This window comes from Aerolutibacter ruishenii (assembly GCF_007830115.1).
GTDB classification, from domain to species: domain Bacteria; phylum Pseudomonadota; class Gammaproteobacteria; order Xanthomonadales; family Xanthomonadaceae; genus Aerolutibacter; species Aerolutibacter ruishenii.
In genome coordinates, this window is record NZ_VLKP01000011.1 from 96,847 (window position 1) to 116,817 (window position 19,971).

Annotated in this window: 19 protein-coding genes; 3 read left to right on the forward strand and 16 right to left on the reverse strand. The window is 69.2% G+C overall.

Annotated features, from left to right (window positions below; translation table 11 throughout):
• Positions 1-23 precede the first annotated feature (23 nt).
• Together IP93_RS12875 and IP93_RS12880 are read left to right on the forward strand one after the other, a co-directional pair.
• A complete protein-coding gene (locus IP93_RS12875) occupies positions 24-509 on the forward strand; it encodes a chemotaxis protein CheD (RefSeq protein ID WP_199747227.1) in 486 nt (161 codons plus the stop codon).
• On the forward strand, positions 506-1,567 hold the full coding sequence (locus tag IP93_RS12880) for a protein-glutamate methylesterase/protein-glutamine glutaminase (protein WP_144816334.1): 1,062 nt from the start codon (positions 506-508) through the stop codon (positions 1,565-1,567). Before IP93_RS12875 ends, IP93_RS12880 begins: the two co-directional genes overlap by 4 nt.
• 125 nt (positions 1,568-1,692) lie before the next feature.
• Here IP93_RS12880 and IP93_RS12885 read toward each other — a convergent pair whose 3' ends face one another.
• The 5 genes from IP93_RS12885 to IP93_RS15985 form a co-directional block, all read right to left on the reverse strand.
• Positions 1,693-2,871 carry a methyl-accepting chemotaxis protein gene (locus tag IP93_RS12885; RefSeq protein WP_144816336.1) on the reverse strand — a complete coding sequence of 393 codons (1,179 nt, stop codon included), beginning with the start codon at positions 2,869-2,871 and terminating at the stop codon, positions 1,693-1,695.
• Positions 2,872-2,941: 70 nt separating this feature from the next.
• Positions 2,942-3,985, reverse strand: coding sequence for a protein-glutamate methylesterase/protein-glutamine glutaminase (locus tag IP93_RS12890; RefSeq protein WP_144816338.1), 1,044 nt, complete (start codon positions 3,983-3,985; stop codon positions 2,942-2,944).
• Between the two features lies 1 nt (position 3,986).
• Positions 3,987-4,583, reverse strand: coding sequence for a chemoreceptor glutamine deamidase CheD (cheD, locus tag IP93_RS12895; protein ID WP_144816339.1), 597 nt, complete (start codon positions 4,581-4,583; stop codon positions 3,987-3,989).
• A complete protein-coding gene (locus tag IP93_RS12900) occupies positions 4,580-5,503 on the reverse strand; it encodes a CheR family methyltransferase (RefSeq protein ID WP_144816341.1) in 924 nt (307 codons plus the stop codon). Before IP93_RS12900 ends, cheD begins: the two co-directional genes overlap by 4 nt.
• A gap of 22 nt (positions 5,504-5,525) precedes the next feature.
• Positions 5,526-8,150, reverse strand: coding sequence for a methyl-accepting chemotaxis protein (locus IP93_RS15985; protein WP_277874041.1), 2,625 nt, complete (start codon positions 8,148-8,150; stop codon positions 5,526-5,528).
• Between the two features lie 210 nt (positions 8,151-8,360).
• Between IP93_RS15985 and IP93_RS12910 the strand changes: the two genes are divergently transcribed.
• Positions 8,361-8,672, forward strand: coding sequence for an energy transducer TonB (locus tag IP93_RS12910; protein ID WP_144816343.1), 312 nt, complete (start codon positions 8,361-8,363; stop codon positions 8,670-8,672).
• 100 nt (positions 8,673-8,772) lie between these two features.
• Here IP93_RS12910 and IP93_RS12915 read toward each other — a convergent pair whose 3' ends face one another.
• The 11 genes from IP93_RS12915 to IP93_RS12965 form a co-directional block, all read right to left on the reverse strand.
• A complete protein-coding gene (locus tag IP93_RS12915) occupies positions 8,773-11,004 on the reverse strand; it encodes a methyl-accepting chemotaxis protein (protein ID WP_158636342.1) in 2,232 nt (743 codons plus the stop codon).
• Between the two features lies 1 nt (position 11,005).
• The gene (locus IP93_RS12920; protein WP_158636343.1) at positions 11,006-11,500 is read right to left on the reverse strand and encodes a chemotaxis protein CheW; all 495 of its coding nucleotides are present in this window, start codon (positions 11,498-11,500) and stop codon (positions 11,006-11,008) included.
• A 7-nt stretch (positions 11,501-11,507) separates the two neighbouring features.
• Entirely contained in the window at positions 11,508-12,008 is a 501-nt protein-coding gene (locus IP93_RS12925) for a chemotaxis protein CheW (protein ID WP_144816349.1), read from the reverse strand.
• 30 nt (positions 12,009-12,038) lie between these two features.
• Positions 12,039-14,042 (reverse strand): chemotaxis protein CheA, encoded by a 2,004-nt coding sequence (locus tag IP93_RS12930; RefSeq protein ID WP_144816351.1) that lies wholly within the window; start codon positions 14,040-14,042, stop codon positions 12,039-12,041.
• Between the two features lie 5 nt (positions 14,043-14,047).
• Positions 14,048-14,413 (reverse strand): response regulator, encoded by a 366-nt coding sequence (locus tag IP93_RS12935; protein ID WP_144816353.1) that lies wholly within the window; start codon positions 14,411-14,413, stop codon positions 14,048-14,050.
• Positions 14,410-14,709, reverse strand: a complete 300-nt coding sequence (locus IP93_RS12940) for an STAS domain-containing protein (RefSeq protein WP_144816355.1) — start codon at positions 14,707-14,709, stop codon at positions 14,410-14,412. Before IP93_RS12940 ends, IP93_RS12935 begins: the two co-directional genes overlap by 4 nt.
• Before the next feature lie 72 nt (positions 14,710-14,781).
• Positions 14,782-15,642 carry a chemotaxis protein CheW gene (locus IP93_RS12945; protein ID WP_144816356.1) on the reverse strand — a complete coding sequence of 287 codons (861 nt, stop codon included), beginning with the start codon at positions 15,640-15,642 and terminating at the stop codon, positions 14,782-14,784.
• The gene (locus IP93_RS12950) at positions 15,639-16,409 is read right to left on the reverse strand and encodes a ParA family protein (protein WP_144816358.1); all 771 of its coding nucleotides are present in this window, start codon (positions 16,407-16,409) and stop codon (positions 15,639-15,641) included. Before IP93_RS12950 ends, IP93_RS12945 begins: the two co-directional genes overlap by 4 nt.
• A 1-nt stretch (position 16,410) precedes the next feature.
• Positions 16,411-17,373: a flagellar motor protein MotD gene (gene motD / locus IP93_RS12955; protein ID WP_144816360.1), complete on the reverse strand. Its 963-nt coding sequence runs from the start codon at positions 17,371-17,373 to the stop codon at positions 16,411-16,413.
• A gap of 16 nt (positions 17,374-17,389) precedes the next feature.
• The gene (locus IP93_RS12960) at positions 17,390-18,130 is read right to left on the reverse strand and encodes a flagellar motor protein (RefSeq protein WP_144816362.1); all 741 of its coding nucleotides are present in this window, start codon (positions 18,128-18,130) and stop codon (positions 17,390-17,392) included.
• 8 nt (positions 18,131-18,138) lie between these two features.
• The gene (locus IP93_RS12965; RefSeq protein ID WP_144816364.1) at positions 18,139-19,968 is read right to left on the reverse strand and encodes a chemotaxis protein CheA; all 1,830 of its coding nucleotides are present in this window, start codon (positions 19,966-19,968) and stop codon (positions 18,139-18,141) included.
• Positions 19,969-19,971: the final 3 nt, after the last annotated feature.

Here is a 19,971-nt window from a genome sequence, read left to right on the forward strand (position 1 = left end):
AAGACTCCCCGGCGTCGCGCGAGGTGCACCTGCAGCCCGCCCAGGTCTGGTTCGGCGGAGGCGCGGTGCAGGTACGCACGATCCTTGGCTCCTGCGTTGCGATCACGCTGTGGCATCCGCAGCGGCGTATCGGTGGCATGTGCCACTTCATGTTGCCCGAGCACGTCGGTCGACAGCTGGCCGCTCCCGACCCGCGCTACGCCACTGATGCGGTGCGGCTGTTGCTGCGGGAAGTCCAGGCGAGTGGTTGTCGGGCCAGCGAGTTCGAGGCAAAGCTTTTTGGCGGTGGACGGATGTTCCATGGCGGCAACGGCAACGTTGGCGTACAGGAACGGAACGTGGACATGGCGCGCAAGTTGATGTCCAGCCATGGATTCCAGGTCAAGGCCGAGCACCTGGGCGGATACGGGCATCGCCAGGTGCTGTTTGACGTGGCGAGCGGAGATGCGTGGTTGAAACATACGCCGCTGCCGCCTCCGGCGATGGTGCAGGTCAGAGGCGCGGCATGAGCCGGATCCAGGTGCTGGTCGTGGACGATTCGGCGACCGTGCGGCAGGTCCTGTCCATGGTATTGGCACAGCAGGCCGACATCGACGTGATCGGCACTGCGTCCGATCCACTGTTCGCGATGGAGAAGATGGCGCGGCAATGGCCTGACGTCATCCTGCTGGATATCGAAATGCCGCGCATGGACGGCCTGACCTTCCTGCGCAAGCTGATGGCAGAGCGCCCGACGCCGGTGATCATCTGCTCCTCACTGACCGCGAGGGGCGCGGAGACCACGATGCAGGCATTGGCAGCGGGCGCTGTCAGCGTGATCGCGAAGCCGACAGTGGAACTGCGACAGTTCCTGGAGTCGGCGGCCTCGGAGATCACCGAGGCGGTACGTGGGGCGGCCCGCGCCAACGTATCGCGGATGCTGCCGTTTTCGGCGGGTGGACGAGGGGGCGATGTGCGTGCACTCGTCGACAAGGGTGCATCCTCGACGGCGCAAAGCACCGAAAAAGTGGTGGCGCTGGGCGCCTCCACCGGAGGCACGCAGGCGCTGGAGGCAGTGCTGACCCGGTTGACGCCATCGTGTCCTGGCATCGTGATCGTGCAGCACATGCCGGAAAAGTTCACCGCGGCGTTTGCCGCGCGGCTGGATACCCGTTGTGCGATCACGGTGTGCGAGGCGCGCGACGGCGATCCGGTGGTGCCGGGGCAGGCATTGGTCGCGCCTGGCGGCCGGCACATGATGCTCAGGCGCAGCGGCGGGAAACTGCAGGTTGAAGTGGTGGCCGGGCCGCGGGTCAATCGGCATTGCCCGTCGGTGGATGTGCTGTTCCGCTCGGTGGCCCGTAGCGTTGGGCGCAACGCCATGGGCGTGATCATGACCGGAATGGGGGACGACGGTGCACGCGGCTTGAAGGAACTTCGCGACGCCGGTGGAAGAACCTTCGCCCAGGACGAGGCCAGTTGCGTGGTGTACGGAATGCCGCGCGAGGCCGTGAAACTTGGGGCGGTGGAGCGCAGCGTGACGCTGTCGGTCGCGGCCGCTGAGATCAGCCGATACGGCCTGTCGTGACAGACCGCTGGTCGCGGCATCCGCCACGGCTCCAATCGGAATGATGCGTGCTTGTAAAACGCCAAGCCCCCTGTGGGAACAGGGGGCTCGGTGGTCGGCAGGGTACGCCCGAAACGGGCTGGGCGTCAGAACAGTTCCACGCTGCCCACGTCCATGGATTGCTGCGAGACGGGCTTGTGCGGCGGCCGTTCCCATTCGCCGCGCATCTGGGCGACGCGGTCGCCGATCTTCTTGAGTGCGCGCTTGACGTCGTCGTCCTGCGGATTGCCACCGCTGCGGTGCAGCAGTTCCTGCAGCGAGGTGGCCTCGCGGTTGATCTCCAGCATGCGGTCCAGGTGAAGCTGGGCCGCGCCCAGCGCCTGGGTGGCGATGTCCTCGAACTGCAGCGAGCGCACGGCCTCGGCGACGGAGGTGTCGATGGCGCGACCGCAGTCGGCGATCTCGCGCATGCCGTTGCCGAGGTTGCGGTTGATGCCCTCCACGTGCTCGAGCATCTGCGCGGCTTCGGCGCGGGCACCGCGGGAGCGGTCCAGGTCGCGCGACGCCATGTGGGACACGGTGTCGCGCACCTTGGCGATGGCGTCCTTGGAGCTGTGCGCGAGTTTGCGGATCTGCTCGTTGAAGGCGGTGGAGCGTTCGGACAGGTTGCGCACCTCGTCGGCCACGACCGCGAAGCCGCGTCCCGCCTCGCCGGCACGCGCCGCTTCGATCGCGGCGTTGAGCGCCAGCAGGTTGGTCTGGTCGGCGATCGACTTGACGTCCTCGAGCAGGGCGAAGATGCCGTCCAGATGCTCGGCCATCGCGTCGATGTGGGTGACGGTGTTGCTGCTCTGGCCGCTGACGGCTTCCAGCGCCTCCACCAGTTGTTCCATCTTCTGGCTGGCCTGCAGCGCGAAGCGATGCACGTCAAGGCCGCCCTGGTCGCCGTCGGTGCGATCGAGAATGCGCTTGATCGAGTCGTTCTGCTGGCGCGACTGGCGGTTGACCGCGTCGAAGCTGGTGCCCAGGCGGGCGACCGAATCGCGGATCAGGTCGCGGGTTCGTTCGATCTCGGTACGGGAGCCCTGGATCTCGCTGCCAACGAAGGTACGCAACTCGTCGAGCAGGCGGGACTGTTCGCGCAGTGCGGCCGATTGCACGGCATCGGGGCGCGTGGCGGCCCAGAAGGCGAACAGCCATGCCGCTGTCATCGCCACGAGGGTGCCCCAGCGCACCGCACCCGGCCAACCCAGGGCCTCGGCGAGCAGGAGCAACAGAGTAAGTACCAAAGGCGGAGCCAGGCGGATCAGGATGCGGGGAGCCATTGCAGTTCTCGTCGGGACTTCAACCGCGGTATCGGCGGCGTGAGGCGTGGCTTGAGCGTGCGAGGCCGAATCAGGCCGCACTCTGGAGGGTGGATGAGAGCAGGCGCGCGGTGACCATGTGCAGCGGCACGACTTCGGTGGCGGCACCGAGCGCTACCGCCGAGCCCGGCATGCCCCATACCACGCTGCTGTCGTGGTCCTGCGCGAAGGTGGCGGCGCCGGCATTGCGCAGTGCCAGCAGGCCACGAGCACCGTCGTCGCCCATGCCGGTGAGCAGCGCCGCGCTGGCGTTGCTGCCCACGTGCTCGGCAATGGACTCGAACAGCACGTCGACGCTGGGACGGTGGCGGCGCACGGGCGCATCGTCGTCCAACTGGCACCACCACCGCGCGCCGTTGCGCACCACGCGCAGGTGACGGCCGCCTGGCGCCACGTAGGCGTGGCCGGTGAGCAGCGGCTGGCCCCGGGCTACTTCGACCACGGTCATGCGGCTGTGCCGGTCCAGGCGCTGGGCGAAGGGTCCACTGAACGCGGCGGGGATGTGCTGCACGATCACGGTGGCCGGCGCGTCAGCCGGCATGGTTTCGAGCACGGTGCGAATGGCCTCGGTGCCGCCGGTGGACGCGCCGATGGCGAACAGGCGGTCGGTGGTGCGGTAGCCGATGGCGCCGACCGGGGCGGGTGACGCGCGATCGTCGATGACGTGGACGCGCGCGCGCGCGGCATTCTTCACCTTTTCGACGAGCAACTCGGCGTAACCGGCCATCGTGCGGGCCACGTCGATCTTCGGCTTGGTGACGAAGTCCACGGCGCCGGCTGCAAGGGCATCCAGGGTGACCGCGGCGCCCTGCTCGGTGAGCGAGGACACCATCACCACCGGCATCGGGCGCAGGCGCATCAGGTTGCGCAGGAACGTGAGGCCGTCCATGCGCGGCATCTCCACGTCCAGCGTGAGCACGTCGGGCGAGAGTTGCTTGATCTTTTCGCGGGCGATGAACGGATCGGCGGCGGTGCCGACGACCTCGATGCGGGGATCGGCACCGAGGATCTCGCTCATCAGGGCGCGGATGAGTGCAGAGTCGTCTATCACCAGGACGCGGATGGGGCGGGACATCTCAGAACAACTCCACGCCACCGGACAATGGGCGTCGCGCCAGGCGGCCGTAATAGTCGCGTTCGGCGCTGGTGATCTCGCCATCGCGCGTGGACGGCAGGCGGCGCACGAGGGCGCGTCCGGTCTGCGGGTAGAACGCCACCTTGCGCGGATGCACGTCGCCCAGGTCCTGGGCCAGCAGCGGGATCCGTTCGGCTTCGAGATACTCGAGGATGAAACGTGCGTTGCGCGTGCCGATGGGGTCGCTGTAGAACCCGTTGAGCACGTTGCCACCGCCAAACACCTTGGCCTGCAGCCGGTTGCGCTTCGCACCGCGCTTGAGCAGGCCGTTGACCAGCAGTTCCATTGCATGCACGCCGTAGCGCGCGCTGTTGCCGTCGCCGGCGCCGCCGGCCGGCAGCATGAAGTGGTTCATGCCGCCGGTCTGGAGGGCGGGGTCGTACAGGCAGGCGGCCACGCAGGAGCCGAGCAGGGTGACCAGCGGTTCGGGGAGGTTGCTGACCCGGTACTCGGCGGGCAGCAGTTTGTAGGCCGCGGTCTTCAGGGCGCTGTCGAAGTAGGTTCCGGCCTCGCTCTCGAGGCGTTCGGCGACGCTCATGCGGTGCGCTCCGCGCGCTTCGGTTTGGCGGCGCGGTAGCTGGTGCGGCCGGCCGGGCGCACCAGGTCGGCGGCGTGGGTGAAGCTTTCGGAGTGTCCGGCGTACAGCACGCCATCGGACTCGAGCAGCGGCACGATCCGCGAGAGGACCTGCAATTGGGTGGGTTTGTCGAAATAGATCATCACGTTCCGGCAGAACACGGCCGAGAATCCGCCCGCGAGGCCGTAGTGCGGCGCCAGCAGGTTGAGCGGACGAAATTCGATCAATGCCTGGAGTGCGGGCAGCACGCGGCAGAGCCCGGCATTGGGGCCGGTGCCCCGCTGGAAATAGCGATGGCGAAGTGCCGGGGGTACCGCCTCCGCGCGTTCGATGGGGTACACGCCGCGGGCGGCGGTGTTCAGCACGTTGGTGTCGATGTCCGTCGCCAGGATGCGCACCGGTGGCGCCAGCGTGCCAAACGCTTCGCAGGCGGTGATGGCGATGGAGTAGGGCTCCTCGCCGGTGGATGCCGCGCAGCACCACAGTTCGTGCGTGCGTCGCGGCGCGGCGCGCAGCTGCTCGCCGAGCATGTCGAAGTGGTGGCTTTCGCGGAAGAACGACGTGAGGTTGGTGGTCAGCGCATTGACGAAGGCCTGCACGTCGTCGTGGTCACCGCGCTCGACGTGGTCGAGGTAGTCGGCGAACGACGCCGTGCCTGTGCTGCGGATGCGCCGCGCGAGGCGGCTGTACACCATGTCGCGCTTGTGCGTGCCGAGGCTGATGCCCGCATGTTCGTGGATCAGGCGGCACGCGCGCTGGAAGTCGCGTTCGGTGAAGGCAAACTCGCGGTCGCCGCTGGGGGCGTGGGCCGATCCCCCGCCGGGGCCCGTCGTGGGTGCCTGGCGGGTTTCACGGTGCAGGGCGCGGGGACCAGCGGCCATCATTGCTCCGAGGGTGTGTCCCTCAGAACTCCTGCCAGTGCTGGTCGCTCGCGGCCGGTTTGGCGACGCGCTGGGTCACCAGCTTCGGTGCGCGCGGTGCGTGCTTGGGTGCGGCAGGCTCGCGCACGCGTGCGTGGGTGTGCGCATGCGCGCGACGCGTGGCGGCAGCGCTTTCGACCGGCCCCGGCTCGCCCGCGTCGACGGCCGTGAGGCGGAAGGCCGCGACCGTGTGCACCAGGCTGGCGGCCTGCTGTTCCATGCTCGCGGCGGACGCGGACGCCTCTTCGACCAGTGCGGCGTTCTGCTGCGTGCTTTCTTCCATCTGGGTGATGGCCTGGTTGACCTGTTCGATGCCAGCGGTCTGTTCCTGCGAGGCGGCGCTGATGTCGGCGATGATGTCGGTCACGCGCTTCACGCTGGTGACGATCTCGTTCATGGTCTTGCCGGCCTGGTCGACCAGCACCGAGCCCTCCTCGACCTTGTCGACCGAGTCGCTGATCAGCTGCTTGATTTCCTTGGCGGCACCGGCCGAGCGCTGCGCCAGCGAGCGCACCTCGGCGGCGACGACGGCGAAGCCGCGGCCCTGTTCGCCGGCGCGGGCCGCTTCGACAGCGGCGTTGAGCGCCAGGATGTTGGTCTGGAACGCGATGCCATCGATGACGCCGATGATGTCGACGATGCGGTGCGAGGAACGGTTGATCTCGGCCATGGTGTCGACCACTTTGCCAACCACCTCGCCGCCCTTGGACGCGACGTCCGCGGCGCCCACCGCCAGCTGGTTGGCCTGGCGCGCGTTGTCGGCGTTCTGGCGCACGGTGGAAGTGAGTTCCTCCATCGAGGACGCGGTTTCCTCCAGTGCGGCGGCCTGTTGTTCGGTGCGGCCGGACAGGTCGTTGTTGCCGCTGGCGATCTCGCCGGCGGCGGCGCTGATGGCGTCGCTGCCGCTGCGGATGTTGCCGACGATCGCGGCGAGCTTGTCGACGGTGGCGTTGGCATCGGCCGCCAGCTGGCCGAACTGGCCCGGCAGCTCGGCGTCGGCACGGCGGTCGAGGTCGCCGTCGGCGACGGCGGCGAGCAGGTCGCCGACTTCCTGGATGCCACGGTCGGCGGTGGCCATCAACGTGTTCAGGCCTTCGACCATGTCGCGGTACGCGAACTGGAAACCTTCGGCGTTGCCGCGCTGGTGGAAGTCACCGGCGACGGCGGCGTTCACCAGGCGCGAGATTTCCTGGTTGACCTGCACCAGGCCGGCCTTGACCGCATCGACCGCCTCGGTGACGCGGGCCTTCTTGCCGGGCAGGCGCTCGATGTCGAGCGACAGGTCGCCCCGGCCATAGTGCGAGACGATGTCGATGACGCGCGAATTGAGCTCGATGTGCGAGCCGACCAGCGTGTTGATCTCGTCGGCCATGACGCCGAACGAACCGGGGTAGAGGCCCGTATCCAGGCGCGCGTCGATGTCGCCGGCCTGGTGGGAGCGGAACAGTTCCTGCTGGGCGTCGGCGAATTCACGCAGGGTTCGTATCGCACTGGCCATGCCGTCGGCGATGTCGCGCAGTTCGTCGCGCGTCTCCACCGTGATGCTGGCGGGGAACTGGCCGATGGCCAGCAACTTGGACGCTTCGTCGATCCTGGTCAGTGCGGTGCGGGTGCTGCGCGAGAAGCCGGCGAACAGGTAGGCCGAGAGCAGCAGCACCAGAATGCAGGTCAGTGCGGTGAGCGCGGTGCGGCGCTGCAGGCTGGCGATCTGGCTGTCGGCGGCCTGCTGCAGAGCCTGGTTGGCGCCGTCCAGGGCCGTGGTGATGGCGACACGGGTGGCGTCGTCGCGCAGGGCCATCGTCTTCACCGGCAACACCGGGGTCTCGGCGTCGAGGACGTGGGTCTGGATCGCCTTGTTCTGCTTGTCGATCGCGGCCAGCGCGAGCTTGAGGGGCTTGCCGATATCGGCGTCGAGGCTCGGCATCTCCTTCTGCGCGTTGCGGACGTCCTGTTCGATGCGGCCGCGCAGGAACGACTGCATGGTCTGCGACACGGCGAAGCCGGTGCGGTCCTCCACCCAGATGGCGCCTTCGCCCAGCACCCGCAAGCCGACGGTGGCCTGCTGGCTGGTGTATTCGGACAGGGTCGGCAGCCACTCGCTGGAGGCGCGGCCCATGTACAGCATCGGCGCGCTGGTGGCGTGCGACAGGCTGGTGTGCTCGGCCACCAGGCTCATCTGGTGGCGGAGCGCGGCGATGGCGGCGTTGTGCAGGTCCATCGACGTGCTGGCTTCGTCCTGTCCGGCGGCCTTGGCCCAGGCGGTGCGCACGTCCTTCAGGGACTTGGCCAGCGGCGCTTCGGACAGGTTGGCCGATTGCCATGCTTCATAGCCATCAAGCGCGCCCTTGGCCCTCTCTGCACTGGAGGTCATTGCGCCCGTGGTCACGGCGTCCTTGGCCGCGCGCCGCACCAGCAACTGCCGGTGCTGCTGCATGGCCCCCATCGCGACGTGCAGGTGGTGCAGGGCTTCCACCGCCGTGCGCTGCTGCCTGGCCGATGACAGCTCCTGCAGCGAGCGCGTCATGAGGATGCCGCCGAGCACCAGGCAGGTCAGCAGGAACGAGGTGCCGATGACCATCGCCTTCTGCGCGAACCTGAAGCGGGACATGAAATGGACCGACGGTGCGAGGGCGCGGTCCAGGAGCGTAGTAGGACGGAAGGACATGAACAGCCTCGGAAGTGCTTGGGCAGCGCCCGGGACGGGGGGCTCATCCGAAGTCATCGGCAGCGCGGGGGCGAACTTTAGCGGCGCTAAAGGTCCCGCCGGCAGGGCCGATACCTGCGATGCAGTCACCCGAATTGTTCCCAGGAGTCCTCCATGTCCCGCCCCCTCCCGTTTGCCGCCGCGATCCTCGCTTTGGCATTCGTCCTGCCTGCGCAGGCCCAGCCGAAGCCGACCAAGCGCGTCGAGCCGCAGTACCCGGCCGAGGCTGTGCGTGCCGGCACCACCGGTTTTGTCGAACTCGAGTTCACCGTGGGTGGCGACGGCAAGGTCAGCAAGGTCTCGGTGCTCAACGCCAAGCCTGCCCGCACCTTCGAGTCGTCCGCCGTGCGTGCGGTGAAGCAGTGGGAGTTCGTCGCGTCCGGTGCCGAGCAGCGCGGCAAGATCCGCCTCGACTTCAGCCTCTGATCCCCGAAGGGTGTGCCGGCCTGGATGGGCTGGCGCACTGCGAGGGCACCGCCGGGTTACCAGCGGTGCCCTTTTTTGCGCGCGCGCGGCCGTGGGGCCGTCAGGCCGCCGTGCCGGCCAGGCGGAACTCGGCGACGGTGCGCTGCAACTGTGCCGACTGGTCGGCCATGCTCGCGGCGGCGGCGGCGGCCTGCTCCACCAGCGCGGCGTTCTGCTGCGTGGTTTCCTCCATCTGCATGACCGCCTGGTTCACCTGTTCGATGCCCATGCTCTGTTCGCGCGAGGCGGCATTGATCCCGGCCACGAGTTCGGACACCTGGCGGATGCTGCCCACCACCTGGTCCATGGTGGCGCCGGCCTGCTGCGCAAGCGTGGCGCCACCGCGGATTTCGGCCACCGAATCGGTGATGAGCTGCTTGATCTCGCGGGCCGCCGCGGCGGAGCGCTGGGCCAAGGCACGCACCTCGCCCGCCACGACCGCGAAGCCGCGGCCTTCCTCGCCGGCACGGGCGGCTTCGACCGCGGCATTCAGCGCCAGGATGTTGGTCTGGAATGCGATGCCGTCGATCACGCCGATGATGTCGGCGATGCGGTCGGAGCGCTCGCGGATGGCCTGCATCGACTGCACCACGTTGCCGACGACCTGGCCGCCGTCGGCGGCGATGGCCGCTGCTTCGTGGGCCAGGCGGTTGGCCTCGCCCGCACTCTGGGCATTCTGGCGGACGGTGGAGGTCAACTCCTGCATCGATGCGGCGGTTTCCTCCAGCGAGGCCGCCTGCTGTTCGGTGCGGCGGGACAGGTCGTCGTTGCCCGCCGCGATCTCGGCCGCGGCGTGGTCGATGGCCGTCGAGGTGTCGCGGATGGTGGCCACCATGCCGTCGAGGTGGTCGAGGGTGGCATTGGTGCTGTCCTTCAACTCGCCAAACACGCCTTCCATGTGCGAGGCGATGCGCGGCCGCAGGTCGCCATCGGCAAGCGCGGACAGCACGGTGCGGGTTTCGAGCAGGCTGGCGGAGGTGGCCTCGAGCAGGCGGTGGATGCCTTGCGAGAGGACGCGCAGGAAGCCCTGCTTGTCGTCCAACGCGAGCCGCCGGCCCAGGTCGCCGCGCGCGGCCGCGTCGACCAGCTCCTGGACCTCGCGCTCCAGCGCCAACTCGACGGTGCGGTCGCGCCATTCGGTCACCACGCCGATGCGTTCGTCGCGTTCGTTGCGCACCGGGGTGATCAGCAGGTCGAGGGTGCGGCCACCGGCGCGGATGGTGGCGTGGTGGGTGTCCTGCAGGGTGTCGAGCAGGGTGTGCTGGTGCGTGGGGTCGCGGTGGAACAGGTCGATGCTGCGGCCGATGACGTGGTCGGCGTCGAACTCGGGCAGGTGCTGGCGCAAGTCGGACTGGGCGGTGCGCAACAGGCCCAGCATGGACGGGTTGGCGTAGACGATGGTGTGGTCGTGGTCGGCGACCATGACGTTGGCGTCGGCGGCGTCGAGCGCACGGCGGATGCGGATGGCCTCGTTGGCGCGCCGCGTCTGGTCCTCGATCAGGAAGCCCTGGCGGATCTGCATCGACTTGAGCGCCATCAGCACGCGGCCGACCTCGTCGTCGCGGTCGACGCGGATGTCGCGGCCGTAGTCGCCGCCGGCGATGTGGCGGAACTCGTCCACGGCATCGTCCAGGCGGTCGACCACGTCATGCGACAACCACCACATCGAGTAGACGGTCATGGCGGTGGCGATGGCACTCATGCCCAGCAGCAAGGGGATACCCGCGCCGCGCGACGCCAGCAGGGTCATGGCGCCGCCGAACACCGCGACGCCCAGGCCGGACAGCATCATGCGCTGGCGCAGCGACAGCAGCCACAGCGGATTCAGTTGCCGCAGGCGGTCGGGCAGGGCCACATGGCCGTGGCGGATGCGCAGCGCGGAGTTGCCGGTGCGCAGCGTGGCGTAGTCGCGCTCGGCGGCGACGATCCGCTCGCGGCTGGCCTTGCGGCGCACCGACATGTAGCCGGCGAGCTTGCCGTCCTCGTAGACCGGCGTGGCCTGCGCTTCGACCCAGTAGTGGTCGCCGTTCTTGCGCCGGTTCTTGACCAGCCCCACCCACGGCCGACCGGCCTGGAGCGTGGCCCAGAAGTCGGCGAAGGCCGCCGCGGGCATGTCCGGGTGGCGGATGAGGTTGTGTGGCTGGCCGATCAGTTCGGCTTCGGTGAAACCGCTGACGCGGACGAAGTCCTGGTTGACCCGCGTGATGACGCCTCGCAGATCGGTACGTGAGGTCAAGCGGTCACTGTCGGCGAGGTCGAATTCCTTACCGGTGACCGGGAGGTTCTTGCGCATTTCAACCCTGGGGGTGGGCGGGGGGGATGGTGTTTTCCGGTGCGATGTCGGCCAGCAACTGGTCCACATGGAGCAGCACCAGCATGCGTTCGTCGAGCACGGCGATCGCGGCGAGATACCGCGCATCGACGATGGCGGCCATGTCCGGAACGGGCAGGATCTGACGGCTGCCCAGGGGGATGATGTCGGACACGGCGTCGGCCACCAGGCCGACGGTGGCGACGGGCGTGTCGAGCACGATCATCACCGGCGGGCTGCCGGCATGCAGGTGGTCCGGCCGGAGGCGCTGGCGCAGGTCCAGCACCGGCACCGCGCTGCCGCGCAGGGTGACGGTGCCCAGGACATGTCCAGTCGCATCCGGCTGGTCGGTGATGCCCTCGCAATCGCGGATCTCGCGGACGGGGCGGATGTCGATCGCGTACTCCTCGCCACCGAGCGTCACGGCGAGGTAATCACCGGCGGCGGGCAGCGGGAGCGGGGGCGGAATCGTGGTCACGGGGGCTTCAGGCGGCCTCGCTGCCGGCCAGGCCCATTTCAGCGCTGGCCATCAGGCCTTCGATGTCGAGCAGGATCAGCATGCGGCCGTCGAGCGTACCGATGCCGGTGACGAAGCGCGGGTCGACCGCGCCTTCCAGGTCGGGGTTGGGGCGGATCTGGTCCTCGGCCAGTGCGGCCACGTCGGACACGCTGTCGACCACCACGCCGACGATGCGGTCGCCGACGTTGAGCACCACCATCACGGTGAGCGCGTCGTAGGTGGCGTTGCCGAGCTGGAAGCGGATGCGCAGGTCCACCACCGGCACGATGGTGCCGCGGATGTTGACCACGCCCTTGATGTGCGCGGGCGCGCCCGGCAGGCGGGTGACGCCGTCGTAGCCGCGGATCTCCTGCACGCAGAGGATGTCGATGCCGTATTCCTCGTTGCCAAGGGTGAACGTCAGGAATTCGCGCGGTTCGCCTTGGGTGTGGTCGGCGTCGGTCAGGTCGGCGGTGGCTTGGGTCATGCGTAGGGGGCCTTGGGTACGGTGGACGACTCAGGCGGCACTGGGCAGTGCCGCGGCCTGGGCCAGTCCGACCGGATCGACGATCAGGGCGACACGGCCATCGCCCAGGATGGTGGCGCCGGCCACGCCCTGGATGCGGTGGTAGTGGGTTTCCAGGTTCTTGACCACGACCTGTTGCTGGCCGACCAGTTCGTCCACCTCCAGCGCGACGCGCTGGCCGTTGGCTTCGACCACGACCGCGATCGGGTCGGCGTCGCCGACGATGGTGGGGAGGCGTGGAAGCTGGTACTGCTCGGCCAGGTTGAGCAGCGGCAGGTAGTCGTCGCGCAGGCGCATCACGCGCGACTGCCCGCCCATGGTGCGGATGTCGGCGGCGGCGGGCTGCAGCGACTCGACGACCACGTTGAGCGGCAGGATGAACACCTCGCCGCCGGCCGACACCGACATGCCATCGAGGATGGCCAGGGTGAGCGGCAGGCGGATGGCGATGGTGGTGCCGCGGCCGTGTTCGCTGCGGATCTCGACGGTGCCGCCGAGCGAAGTGATGTTGCTCTTGACCACGTCCATGCCCACGCCACGCCCCGACAGGTCGGAGACCGCATCGGCGGTGGAGAAGCCGGGGTGGAAGATCAGTTCGTGGATCTGCGTGTCGGTGGCATTCTCCGGCACCGGCAGGCCGCGCTCGAGCGCCTTCTTGAGGATCTTGTCGCGGTCCAGGCCGCGGCCGTCGTCGACGATCTCGATCAGGATGTGGCCGCCCTGGTGCGCGGCCGTCAGCGCCAGCGTGCCGGTCTCGTCCTTGCCGGCGGCACGGCGTTCCTCGGGCATTTCCAGGCCGTGGTCGATCGCATTGCGCACCAGGTGCACCAGCGGGTCGACGATTTTCTCGATCACGCCCTTGTCCAGTTCGGTGGCTTCGCCCTGGGTGCGCAGCTGCACGCGTTTGCCCAGGCGCGAGGCAATGTCGCGGACCATGCGCGGGAAGCGGCTGAAGGCGAATTCCACCGGCAACATGCGCACGCCCAGCACCGATTCCTGCAGGTTGCGGGTGTTGCGTTCCAGTTGCACCAGGCCTGCCAGCAGCGGCTCGTGCTCGTTCGGGTCGAGGGCGGCGGCGCGCTGCTGCAGCATCGCCTGGGTGATGACCAGTTCGCCCACCAGGTTGATGAGCGCGTCGATCTTGGCCACCGCGATGCGGATCGAGCTTTCCTGCGGGGCGTCGGTGGCGCGCCGACCGGCGCGATCGATCCCGTCGGTGGTGGGCGCCGCATCGGTCGTTGCAGGCGACGGCAGGGCAGGCGCTGGGGCGGGTGCGGCCGCGGCGGGCATCACCGCCTGGATGTCCAGTTCGCACTCGTCCTCGACCCACGCAAACACTTCGTCGATGGCGGCGCGCTTGACCGTGCCCGGCAGGGTGATGTCCCAGCCGAGGAAGGCCTGGTGCGGATCGAGCGCCGCGAAGGCCGGCAGGGACGCGTCCAGGCAACGGCTGGTCATGGCGCCGAGCTGGTCGAGTTCGCGCAGCATGCGCAGCGGGTCGTTGCCGCTCAGGAACAGCGACGGGAATGGCTTGAACACGATGTGCCACGCCTCTGGCTCGGCGTTGGCACTGGGCTTGGCGGCGCTCGCGGGTGCCGCCGCGCCGTCGGCCGGACTGGCCAGCACGCGCTCCAGCGCGCGGCGTGCGTGCGCCACGGCCTCATCGTCGGTACCGCCGCCGTGCTCGGCGGCTTCCAGCAGGCCGCGCAGCACGTCCACCGACACCAGCAGGGCACCGGTGGCAATGCTGTCGAGCTGGCGGCGGCCATTGCGCGCCTCGTCCAGCAGCGTTTCCAGCAGGTGGGTCAGTTCGGCAATGGTGGAAAAGCCGAACGTGGCCGCGCCGCCCTTGATCGAGTGCGCGGCGCGGAACACCACGTGCAGGGTGTCCGCTTCGGCATCACCGGATTCCATCGCCAAAAGGCCACGCTCCATCGCGTCGAGACCTTCGCGGCTTTCCTCGAAAAACGCGGCGTGGAACCGGGACATGTCCATGGGCGTCAGCCAAGCACCTTGCGGACGGTGGCGACCAGCTGCTCAGGGTCGAACGGTTTGACCAGCCAGCCGGTGGCGCCGGCGGCGCGGCCTTCCTGCTTCTTGTCGGCGGCCGACTCGGTGGTGAGCATCAGCAGCGGAGTGAAGCGGTAGTCGGGCAGCTGGCGCAGCTGGCGGATCAGTTCGATACCGTCCATGCGCGGCATGTTGACGTCGGTCACCACGGCGTCGAAGCGCGCGGTGCGGGCAATGTCGAGGGCGGCCTGGCCGTCCTCGGCCTCGCGCACCTGGTAACCGCCCGAGGTGAGGGCGAATGCGACCATCTGCCGCATGGAGGTGGAATCGTCGACGATCAGAAGCTGCGCGCTCACACGGAGTCTCCAGTGGAATCTGAGGGGGCATCGACACCCAGGGATGCGGCCAGGCCAAGCAGGCGCAGCGCATCCACCAGGACCGGCGATGCCTGGGTGACAAGGGTGGGGTGTCCGTGCTGCGCACGCTCGCAGGCGAATGCGTGCAGCAACTGCACGCCCGCCGCATGCACGCGGCGGACATCGGAGGCAACCAGTTCAAGCGCCTGCGCATCATCGACGTGGGCCGACAGCAGTTGCTGCAGGCCTGAGACGTGTTCGATGCCGAGGTCGGCGGGCAGGGACAGGGCGGTCATTGGGGCAGCCGTCGGAAACTTTCACTGTCTCTAACGGCGGGCGCGGCGGGATCTTTAGCCCGCCGCGCGCACTCACTCGAACAGGCGCGATGCTTCCAGCAGGACCGTGGGCACGCTTCCCACGCGGGCGACGCCGACGGTGGCGCCGCGCGCGGCATTGGCGTGGCTGGACTCGGTGCGAGAGGGCGTGAGCAGGGCCACGTCCTCGATCAGGGTCGGGCCGGCCTGGCCCACAGGGGCGGAGCGGCGACGCTCGCGCTGCAAGGTCACCACGTCCTCGACCATCGAGACGAGGATGCCGATCAGCTCGTCGTCGCGCTCCACCACCACGATGCGCGTGGTCTCGCTGGCCGTGGCGGGGCGGCCGCCCAGCCAAGCCCCAAGGTCGATCACCGGAACGATGCGGCCGCGCAGGTTCATCACCCCCAGCGTCCAGGCCGGCGTGCCGCGCATGGCCACGATGGGCGCCGGGCGCAGGACTTCCTGCACGCGGAGGAGTTCGAGTGCGTAACTGTCACCGCCCACGCACACGCGCAGCCAGCGGGTGCCGCCGCTGTCCGCCGGGTCGCCGCCTGCGCGACGCTCGCGCTCGTCGTGGAGCGACGGAGACGAACGATCCACATAGGGCGAGTTGGCCGGGCGTTCTGCCCGCGCCGGCACAGCGGCGGGCGAGTGCGCAGGTGTCCGCGTCGGGGTGGGCGCAGGCGAGGGCGCCGGGCGCGTCTCGGCCCGCGGCTGGGCAGCCGTGGAGGGTTCGGGCATGTGCATCGGGACTTCCACGACGGGGGCCTCGGACGCGCCGTGGTGGGTCGCGGGCCCAGGTGCCGCCGGGGCGGGCGCAGCCGCCGCCGGCGCGCTGTCGGGAACCGGCGCGTGCGCGGCCTCGGGTGCCAGCAGCATGTCCACGTATTCGTCTACCCATTGGGCGTTCATGCAGCCTCCCGGCGGCGATCGGCCACGTTGAGGATCCAGTTGAGGGCCTTCGCGTACGCCTCGGCGCCGCGACCCTGCAGTTCTTCGGCGCCGGTAATCACGGCCGGGTCGCGCAGCTTGGTGTCGGTCGGCACCGCGCCCGGCCAGATGCGCTGTTCATGGCTGTCGCGAAGGGTGTCCAGGCTCTGCACGCCCGAGCGTGTGCGGCGGTCGTACAGCGTCGGCAGGATGTAGTGCGGCAGCGGTCGCCGGCGCGAGCGCTCGACCATCGTCGCCGTGCGCAGCATGTCCGCCAGCCCATGCAGGGCCAGTGGGTCGGTCTGGGTGGGGATCACCAGGCGATCCGCGGCGGCCAAGGCATTGACCATCAGCAGGCCCAGCGTCGGCGGGCAGTCGAGCAGCACGTGGTCGTAACTGCCGCGCGCGGCGTGCAGTGCGCGCCCCAGCGCCAGTCCCAGTCCGGGCTGCGTGGCGCCGCGCCGCTCCAGCGTGGCCAGCGCCGGTTGCGCCGCGACCAGCTGCAAGCCGTCGACGGCCGTGCCGCGCGCCAGGTTGACCAGCAGGTTGGTGGCGCTGAGGAACACTTCGTGCGTGCCTGCGGGCGTGGGTTCGGCCGGCACGCCAAACGAACGCGTGGCGGAGGCATGCGGATCGAGGTCGAGCAGCAGCACGCGCTTGCCCGCCGCCGCCAACCCGCGGGCCAGGCAGATCGACGTGGTGGTCTTGCCGACGCCGCCTTTCTGGTTTGCGATGGCCCAGATTTCCATGTCAGCCGACCTCCGGTGGATGGGGCGCGGATGCGTCGGCGGCTTCGGCTTCGGCCGCGGCGGTGCGCGTGGGCGAGGGGGCCGGTGTCGTGGCGTCGGGCGTATCCGGTCCTTGTGGCGAGGCCAGGATCACCAGCGTCACGCGCCGGTTGGCATTGCGTCCCTCCGGCGTGGCGTTGTCCGCCACTGGCTGGTACTCGCCGTAGCCGACCACGGCCAGCCGGTGCGGCACCACGCCATTGCCGATCAACTCGTGGGTGACGCTGGCGGCACGCGCCGCCGACAGCTCCCAGTTGGACGGAAACTGCACGCTGCGGATGGGCAGGTTGTCGGTATAGCCCTCCACGCGCACGGCGTTGGGCTCGGGGGCGAGCACGCCCGCCAGTTCGCGCACCGTGGCGATGGCGACTGCGCTGGGTGCGGCCGAACCGCTCTGGAACAGGATGTCGCTCTGGATTTCCACTTCGACGAAGGTTTCGCTCTCGCGCACCTTCACCAGGCGCAACTTCACCAGTTCCCGCAGTGCCAGGCGGATGCGCGTGCCCAGGCGCTCAAGCTCCACGCGCTTGCCGGTGGCCCCGCTGGCGGCGGCGTCCTGCTGCATGCGGGACACGGCGGCGAAGGTGGGCAGGTCGAGCACCTGCAGGCGGCTGGGCGAGGCGATGGGGCTGGCAGAGGACGGGCCGGCGCGCGTGCCGGGCGTCTGCAGCGATGGGCGGTCGAACGACGAGCCGCGCAGCTGGGTGTGGCCCAGCTGGATCGGCGAGATGGTACGTGGCGGCCCGCCGAAGGCCGACGACAGCGCATCGGAGAGCACGCGGTACTTGCCTTCGTTGATCGAGGAAATGGCGTACATCACCACGAAGAAGGCCAGCAGCAAGGTCAGCAGGTCGCCGTAGGGAATGGCCCAGGCTTCGTGGCTGGCGTGCTCTTCGTGCTGGTGGCGTTTGTGCCGGGAACCCATGCGATGCGTCTCCCGGTCACAGCACGAAGCCGCTGAGGCGCGACTCGATGTTGCGCGGATTCTCGCCCTGCGCGATGGCGATGAGGCCCTCGACCATCATTTCCCGCTCCTGGGTGCGGTCGTGGACGATGCCCTTGAGCTTGGAGGCCATCGGCAACAGCGCCAGGTTGGCCGAGCCGATGCCGTAGATGGTGGCGGTGAATGCCGCGGCGATGCCGTGGCCCAGCTTGCTGGGGTCGGCCAGGTTCTTCATCACCGCGATCAGGCCCAGCACCGCGCCGATGATGCCGAGCGTCGGGGCGTAGATGCCCATGCCTTCATAGACCTTGGCCGCGTCGAGGTCGCGCTTGGACTGGCCGTAGAGTTCGATCTCGAGCATCTGCCGGATCGATTCGGGCTCCAGCCCGTCAACCACCATCTGCAGGCCCTTGCGCAGGAACGGATCGTCCTGCTTCTCGATTTCGGGCTCCAGCCCGAGCAGGCCCTGGCGTCGGGCGATGTTGCTCCATTCCACCATGCGCGTGATGGTCGCGGCGTTGTCCCGCGTGGGCGGACGCACGACCCAGCGCGCGATCGCCATTGCGCGCTTGAAGGTGACCATCGGCGTCTGCAGCAGCGATGCCGCCACCGTGCCGAGGATCACGATCACGAACGCAGCCGGCGACCACAGGGCCGCCAATCCGGCGCCCTTCAGGATGCTGCCACCCAGCAGCGAGCCGATGGCAAGCGTGATGCCGATAATGCTGAGTCTGTCCATTGACCGGATTAACGGTCCAGCGCGCGTGGACTTGAGCGGCGCACGCCGCTGTCGTACAGGCCATCGACATCGAGGATAAGGGCCATGCGGCCATCGCCCACGAGGCTTGCGCCGGCATATCCGGCCAGTCCGCGCAGGGTGCGCGGAAGCGCCTTGATCACCACTTCCTCGCGACCGCGCACGCGGTCCACGAGCAGGCAGAAATTCAGCTCGCCCGACTGCAGCACCACCGCGGTGCGTTCGCGTCGCTCCGGGTCGCCGATGCCCAGCCAGCCGCGCAGCGAAAGCACGGGCAGTGGGCGCTCGCGCAGGTCGAGCATCGGTTGGCTGTCCAACTGCGTGGTCGCGCCCGGCGTGTGCGGCAACACTTCCACGACGCGCACCAGCGGTAGCGCATAGACATCGTCACCGATCTCCACCAGCAGCGTGGGCAGGATCGCCAGGGTGAGCGGCACGCGGATCACGAAGCGGCTGCCGCGGCCCACTTCCGAGTAGATCTGCACCTGGCCGCTGAGCTCGCGCAGCTTGGACTGCACCACGTCCATGCCGACGCCGCGGCCGGAGAGGTCGCTGATCTCGGTGCGGGTGGAAAAGCCCGGCAGGAACAGCAGCTGCAGGCATTCCTCGTTGGACATGCGTGCGGCGGCGCTGGCATCGACCAGGCCCTTGCGCACGGCGCTGTCGCGCACGTTCTCGGGGTTGATGCCCGCGCCGTCGTCCGCGACTTCGATGGTGACGTGGTCGCCTTCCTGCTGCGCGACCAGCAGCACGCGGCCCTGTTCCGGCTTGCCCGCGGCGCGGCGCACGGCCGGCGCCTCGATTCCGTGGTCGATGGCGTTGCGCACCAGGTGCACCAGCGGGTCGGCGAGCGCTTCGACCAGGTTGCGGTCCAGTTCGGTGTCGGCGCCGATCACTTCCAGCTCCACCGACTTCTGCAGTTGCCGGGCGACGTCGCGCGCCAGCTTGGGGAAGCGCGCGAACACGCGGCCGACCGGCTGCATGCGCACGGTCATCACCGCCGCCTGCAGGCGCGAGGTGGCCGCATCCAGCGCGGTGACGGCGCGGTCGAGCGCTTCATCGCGCAGTTGGGGGCGCAGGGTCTTCAGGCGGTTGCGCGCAAGCACCAGTTCGCCGACCAGGTCGACCATCGAGTCCAGGCGCCGCACGTCCACGCGCACGGTGGCGTCGCCGCCTTCGGTGGCGCGCGGGCGCGCCGACGCATCAGGGCGTGCGGCGGGCTGCGCCGGTGCAGGCGCGGGCGCCGGCACTGGCGCCGTGGTCGCCGCGGCCGGTGTGGCCGGTGTGGCTGGTGCGGCTGGCGCACCAGGAATGCCGCCGGCGCCATGCAGGCTGTCCAGCAGTGCTTCGAAATCCAGGTCGTCGATCGAATCGGGGATCGATGGCGGGGCGGCCGCCACGGGCGCCGCGACCGGTACCGGCGCTGCCGGGTGGGGCGCGCCAAGGCCGGCGCGCAGGCTCGACAACAGGGTCTGCGGCGCTTCCGGCAGCGGCGCGCCGTGGTTGATGTCGTCGATCATCTCGACGAGCAGGTCGAGGGACTGCTGCGCATGGTCGAAGGCCGCCGCATCCAACGGCACTTCACCGGTGCGGGCGGCGTTGAGCCGGTCCTCGACCGCGTGGCAGATCGCGACCATGGAGGCGAAGTCGAGGAAGCCCGCGCCGCCCTTGATGGTGTGGAAGCCGCGGAACACCGCGTTGAGGCACTCGCGGTCGGCGGGCGCGCGTTCCAGTTCGACCATCTGCTCGCCGAGTTGGTCCAGGATCTCGCGCGCCTCGACGAGGAAGTCGGCGCAGATGTCGGAGGCGAGCCCGCTCATGTC

Coding starts and splice junctions, on each gene's coding strand:
- IP93_RS12880 (WP_144816334.1), top strand. CDS start 506: ATGAGCCGGATCCAGGTGCTGGTCGTGGACGATTCGGCGACCGTGCGG.
- IP93_RS12885 (WP_144816336.1), bottom strand. CDS start 2,871: ATGGCTCCCCGCATCCTGATCCGCCTGGCTCCGCCTTTGGTACTTACT.
- IP93_RS12890 (WP_144816338.1), bottom strand. CDS start 3,985: ATGTCCCGCCCCATCCGCGTCCTGGTGATAGACGACTCTGCACTCATC.
- cheD (WP_144816339.1), bottom strand. CDS start 4,583: ATGAGCGTCGCCGAACGCCTCGAGAGCGAGGCCGGAACCTACTTCGAC.
- IP93_RS12900 (WP_144816341.1), bottom strand. CDS start 5,503: ATGGCCGCTGGTCCCCGCGCCCTGCACCGTGAAACCCGCCAGGCACCC.
- IP93_RS15985 (WP_277874041.1), bottom strand. CDS start 8,150: ATGTCCCGCTTCAGGTTCGCGCAGAAGGCGATGGTCATCGGCACCTCG.
- IP93_RS12910 (WP_144816343.1), top strand. CDS start 8,361: ATGTCCCGCCCCCTCCCGTTTGCCGCCGCGATCCTCGCTTTGGCATTC.
- IP93_RS12915 (WP_158636342.1), bottom strand. CDS start 11,004: ATGCGCAAGAACCTCCCGGTCACCGGTAAGGAATTCGACCTCGCCGAC.
- IP93_RS12925 (WP_144816349.1), bottom strand. CDS start 12,008: ATGACCCAAGCCACCGCCGACCTGACCGACGCCGACCACACCCAAGGC.
- IP93_RS12930 (WP_144816351.1), bottom strand. CDS start 14,042: ATGGACATGTCCCGGTTCCACGCCGCGTTTTTCGAGGAAAGCCGCGAA.
- IP93_RS12940 (WP_144816355.1), bottom strand. CDS start 14,709: ATGACCGCCCTGTCCCTGCCCGCCGACCTCGGCATCGAACACGTCTCA.
- IP93_RS12945 (WP_144816356.1), bottom strand. CDS start 15,642: ATGAACGCCCAATGGGTAGACGAATACGTGGACATGCTGCTGGCACCC.
- IP93_RS12950 (WP_144816358.1), bottom strand. CDS start 16,409: ATGGAAATCTGGGCCATCGCAAACCAGAAAGGCGGCGTCGGCAAGACC.
- motD (WP_144816360.1), bottom strand. CDS start 17,373: ATGGGTTCCCGGCACAAACGCCACCAGCACGAAGAGCACGCCAGCCAC.
- IP93_RS12960 (WP_144816362.1), bottom strand. CDS start 18,130: ATGGACAGACTCAGCATTATCGGCATCACGCTTGCCATCGGCTCGCTG.
- IP93_RS12965 (WP_144816364.1), bottom strand. CDS start 19,968: ATGAGCGGGCTCGCCTCCGACATCTGCGCCGACTTCCTCGTCGAGGCG.